Origin of the sequence: Methylobacterium sp. E-041 (genome assembly GCF_022829665.1) — a bacterium.
GTDB lineage: Bacteria > Pseudomonadota > Alphaproteobacteria > Rhizobiales > Beijerinckiaceae > Methylobacterium.
Genome location: NZ_JAKSYQ010000071.1, coordinates 1 through 3,924, shown reverse-complemented (window position 1 = coordinate 3,924; position 3,924 = coordinate 1). Strand labels below are relative to the sequence as shown.

At 62.5% G+C, this 3,924-nt stretch carries 7 protein-coding genes and 1 pseudogene; 7 read left to right on the top strand and 1 reads right to left on the bottom strand.

From position 1 onward, the window contains the following. Nucleotides 1–317: 317 nt before the first annotated feature. Nucleotides 318–809, bottom strand: a complete 492-nt coding sequence (locus MKK70_RS06860; protein WP_243946511.1) for a hypothetical protein — start codon at nucleotides 807–809, stop codon at nucleotides 318–320. A 301-nt stretch (nucleotides 810–1,110) separates the two neighbouring features. On the opposite strand from MKK70_RS06860, the gene MKK70_RS06855 reads away from it, so the two are divergent. The 7 genes and pseudogenes from MKK70_RS06855 to MKK70_RS06830 form a co-directional block, all read left to right on the top strand. Then, on the top strand, nucleotides 1,111–1,326 hold the full coding sequence (locus MKK70_RS06855) for a hypothetical protein (RefSeq protein ID WP_243946510.1): 216 nt from the start codon (nucleotides 1,111–1,113) through the stop codon (nucleotides 1,324–1,326). 244 nt (nucleotides 1,327–1,570) lie between these two features. Next, on the top strand, nucleotides 1,571–1,840 hold the full coding sequence (locus tag MKK70_RS06850) for a hypothetical protein (protein WP_243934494.1): 270 nt from the start codon (nucleotides 1,571–1,573) through the stop codon (nucleotides 1,838–1,840). Nucleotides 1,841–1,988: 148 nt separating this feature from the next. Next, entirely contained in the window at nucleotides 1,989–2,123 is a 135-nt protein-coding gene (locus MKK70_RS30550; RefSeq protein WP_279603552.1) for a hypothetical protein, read from the top strand. A 74-nt stretch (nucleotides 2,124–2,197) separates the two neighbouring features. After that, complete coding sequence (locus MKK70_RS06845; protein ID WP_243946508.1) at nucleotides 2,198–2,647, top strand: hypothetical protein; 450 nt, start codon at nucleotides 2,198–2,200, stop codon at nucleotides 2,645–2,647. A gap of 107 nt (nucleotides 2,648–2,754) precedes the next feature. Further along, complete coding sequence (locus MKK70_RS06840) at nucleotides 2,755–3,033, top strand: BrnT family toxin (RefSeq protein WP_243946506.1); 279 nt, start codon at nucleotides 2,755–2,757, stop codon at nucleotides 3,031–3,033. Continuing rightward, on the top strand, nucleotides 3,008–3,496 hold the full coding sequence (locus MKK70_RS30815) for a BrnA antitoxin family protein (RefSeq protein WP_313899079.1): 489 nt from the start codon (nucleotides 3,008–3,010) through the stop codon (nucleotides 3,494–3,496). Before MKK70_RS06840 ends, MKK70_RS30815 begins: the two co-directional genes overlap by 26 nt. Nucleotides 3,497–3,526: 30 nt before the next feature. Beyond that, nucleotides 3,527–3,924 (top strand): annotated as a pseudogene (locus MKK70_RS06830) (IS5 family transposase); the annotation flags it as partial.

Below are 3,924 nucleotides of genomic sequence, written 5' to 3'. Positions count from 1 at the left end.
CTCTTCATCCGTCAGGTCAAACCGCGCCATCCTCGGTCCTCCATTCGGAGAACCAACGATGCCACGGCCAAACCGTGCCAGACGTTATGAGTTCACGACCTAGGGAGGAAACGTCCAAGAAAGACAGCATGACCACAACGCCATCGACTTCTCGCATCGCAAACCTAGTTCGCTGCATCGCAGCGAGCAGCTTATAAAGGGTTGCATCTCGGGTCTGGTAGGTAGCGACGTCGTGTGGGCAAACTGCCCTGGACCGATGCCGAGAGGTAACGCCTTTCTTGATCAGCTGCTGACACCTTACCCCCCGTACTCCCCCGTTACTCCTGTTCAGCAGCTGATTGGGTGGCCGACGGCTCCAAGACCGTAGTCAAAGCCCTCGAGCCAACTCGTGCGCCGTTTGGATCGTTCCGGTCCAACGGCACGTAGTCGCCGCGACCGTCCTTCAGGCGCTGTCTCTCGGCGTACCAACGCTGCTTCAGCCAGCCGTCAAAATCGTCGAGCAGACTGCCGACATGGCTCTCAAACAGATCGAAGCATACCTCACGCGGAAAACCGGCTTTGACCAGGATGTTGACGAAAGGCCGCTTGAACGAGGCCTTGTCCGCAGCCGTCCCTGCCTCCTCGTAGTACATTATTAGGGCGTAGTAGGCGGCCCGTGCCATGTCGTCCCGACGCGGGGCGTTCTTGGCTTTGCGCTTCGCATTGGATCCGGCCTGCGAAGTAGCATGGCGCTCGTTGCGATCGATCTCGTACTTCGAGAGCGGCTCGGTCTTGATGACAGGGGTACTGGTGGTGGTCGCGAGGGGCATCGAAATCGCTCCAGTATATGGAGCGCTGATGATCGAGGCAGAATACGAAAGTCGAAATGGCCTTGCTGGTCAGCGGTCGAAAATAATTTGTGTCAGCGGCTGATCGGGTTGGGTTGCGCCTTGCCCTGTCAGCCCGTGTGCACACGACGTCGGGTCGTGAAGGCTCGAGGGCGGCTTGTCGGCTGGAATGTAGTAGGCGGTCCTGTATGAAGGGGCATACAGGACCGCCACAGCGGATCGGGCAGATCTGCTGGCCGCTGATGCAGCGCCCACCGCAGTGCACCAGACAAGTTGCTGAAGGATGAGCGATACGTCGTTGGCTCTACGGTCGCCGCCCACCCCGTTCTTCGTCGGCCACTGCCTCTACCGCTGCGATGGCATTCTCAAGCTCTGCGATCCGCTTCAGCGTACTGTCGGCTGGCATTGTGTCGTACTGAGCGGCTTCCATGATGAGATCGCGCTGGCGGGTCTTGAGGCGGTCCAGAAGGGCTACGAGCTTGTCCATGGCGCGCTGTAGCGAGGCGTACCTAGCCCGACAAGGTCGATCCAAGTACCACTCCAACAAGCGACGGGCGACACCGCCGACAGAGCCATCGTGTATCCGAGGCATCGGTAGGGCGGGCTGAGGCATGTGGTTAGCCTCAGTTTGCGTTCGGCATGCCGGACGCGGTTTCGTCTTACTTAACCCCGATCGGTCAAACGCAGGTCTACGTTGAGGCAATTCTGGCAGTACCGCTGCCAGCGCAGAAGTAGGTAATGGCATGAGCGCGCGTACAAAAGCACACAACCTGACCCGCGAGGAGGGCGCCGGGTACAGCAAGGCGCTCCAGGATCTGCGCACTTGGTACGAGGGGCGCAACGACTTCGCTAAGCAGCGGATCGAGGAGTTGAAGACAGGCTTCGGTCCCACGGATCCGGCCTCGATAACTGCCGTCGCCATGCTGGAGTCCGCAATGGAGGATCGCCAACAGGCGGTCGCTGAAATCGATCGTCTCTACGCCCAGCAGCGTAGCGCTACATTTGGGAGATGAGCGTCGTGCCCAACGACACAATAAGCAGCCAGGTCAAGACTGCCCTGATGAAGCCCGAGGGGGCAAGCAAGGCCACCACAGCGGATTGGGCAACCTGCTGACCGCGGATGCAGCGCCGTCCACGGTGGGTCAGACAGGTTGCTGAAGGATGAGCGACGAGACGACGGCCCTGATCCTGGCGCTCGCGACGGAGAACGTGGAACTGCGCGCCGCGCTTGCCGAGGCTCAGGAACTCCTGATCGAGACCGCCGTCGATGCCGGCGAGATGCACGCCCGTGTCTAAGAATTGCAGGGGGAGTTGGCCCTGGCGCGCGCAGACCGCGATGCCTGGATGATCCGTGCGAGGCGGCAAGCATCATGATCGACCCCTACGCCTACCTGCCTAGAGCGTTCGATCTCGCTGCGGCCGCTCGATACCTGGGGCTCACGCCTACCGCCTTCAGCGCCCTCGTCCGGGTCGGCCAGCTTCCGTCTGCCCGGCAACTCGGCGTGACTGCCGTCTGGGACAGAATGGCCCTCGATGCAGCGTTTGAGGCGGCCTCGGCTGATGAGGTGCAGCCTAATGGGAAGCCTGCGCAGAAGCAGAGGGGCACGCCCCTGATGTCGAAGGAATGGCCGGGCTACCACAACGCGTACACACCCGAAACGCTGGGCGAGCGGTGGTCGTGCAGCGGACAGCACGTCCGCAACATGATCAAGCGGGGCGACCTGGCAGGGAGCCTGCTTGGGGGGAAGCTGCTTCGCATATCGGCCGCAGTCGTAGCGGCCTACGAGGACGCGAACACGGGTAAGGCGCGAGCCCGATAAGAACCGCCCGCACGTCAGCACCGCGTCGCGCATGCCTGCGGCGGTAATTTACGCAGTGGCGGGAATGCAGCTTGCGCACCGCCTTTTCCGCTACTACCATAATTCCAATGACGACGACGTGGGATGAGCCGAAGCGCCGCGCGAACCTAGCCAAGCATGGCTATGACTTCGACGCCTCGTTCGATGGCGAAACCGCATTGATCCGTCCGACCCGCCCCAGCCGGACCGGTCGCGCACGCTACATGCTGATCGGCGATTGGAACGGTGAGCGGGTTGTGGTCGTCGTCGCGTCACCTCTCGGCAACGAGGCGTTGAGCCTAGTCAGCCTTCGCACTGCCGACCCTCGCGAAAGGGAAGCCTATGCACGACATCTCGCCGAAGCCTGAGCGTCCCGCCGCCGGCTACTCGCAAGAGGATTGGGATGAAGTCTCCGATACGCCGTCCATGACGGATACGGAGCTTGCGGAGATGCGCCCCGCCCACGAGGTCCCCGAGGTCTACAACCTCCTGCCGAAGCGCGGGCGGCCGAAGCTCGCTGATGCCAAGGTCAATCTCACCCTGCGGATCGATCCGGCGCTATTGGCTGCCTACAGGGCAACCGGGAGTGGTTGGCAGGTTCGGATGCATGATGCCTTGGCCGCGGGGCTTGCTGCGCCTTCGGATGAGGACGAGGCGGCCAGGATGATCCGCGAGGCCGAACGGACGTTGAAGGCGCGCAGGACAGGCAAGGTCGCCCCTGGTGTGTCGGCGCTTGCGGCGTCGGTTCTTTCAGGGAAAGGCACGCCTTCTGGCAAAACGTCGGGCTCTAGGTCGCGAACTCATAACGGCTGGCACGGTCGCTCGCCCTGATCGTTGATCCTCCAGCATGGAGGATTGTGAATGGCGCGGTTTGACCTGACGGATGCGGAGTGGGCGGCGATCGAGCCGGTTCTGCCGACGGATGTGCGTGGCAAGGATCGGGTGGACGACCGGCGGGTGCTGAACGGCATTTTCTGGCGGTTGCGCACGGGCGCGCGCTGGGCCGACATCCCGGCGCGCTATGGTCCGCACACGACGTGCGGCAACCGCTTTCGGCGCTGGCGCAAGCGTGGGATCTGGGATCGTCTTCTGAAAGCCGTGTCAGAGGCTTACGAGGGTGACCTGCAGATGATCGACGCCACCAGCGTGCGGGTGCATCAGCATGCGGGCTGCGCCAAAAAAAAGACGACCGATCCCGTGGCATGGGTCGCTCGCGCGGCGGCCTGACGAGCAAGATCCACGCTCTGGTGGATGCCGAG

Coding starts and splice junctions, on each gene's coding strand:
- MKK70_RS06840 (WP_243946506.1), top strand. CDS start 2,755: ATGACGACGACGTGGGATGAGCCGAAGCGCCGCGCGAACCTAGCCAAG.
- MKK70_RS06855 (WP_243946510.1), top strand. CDS start 1,111: ATGAGCGATACGTCGTTGGCTCTACGGTCGCCGCCCACCCCGTTCTTC.
- MKK70_RS30815 (WP_313899079.1), top strand. CDS start 3,008: ATGCACGACATCTCGCCGAAGCCTGAGCGTCCCGCCGCCGGCTACTCG.
- MKK70_RS30550 (WP_279603552.1), top strand. CDS start 1,989: ATGAGCGACGAGACGACGGCCCTGATCCTGGCGCTCGCGACGGAGAAC.
- MKK70_RS06850 (WP_243934494.1), top strand. CDS start 1,571: ATGAGCGCGCGTACAAAAGCACACAACCTGACCCGCGAGGAGGGCGCC.
- MKK70_RS06845 (WP_243946508.1), top strand. CDS start 2,198: ATGATCGACCCCTACGCCTACCTGCCTAGAGCGTTCGATCTCGCTGCG.
- MKK70_RS06860 (WP_243946511.1), bottom strand. CDS start 809: ATGCCCCTCGCGACCACCACCAGTACCCCTGTCATCAAGACCGAGCCG.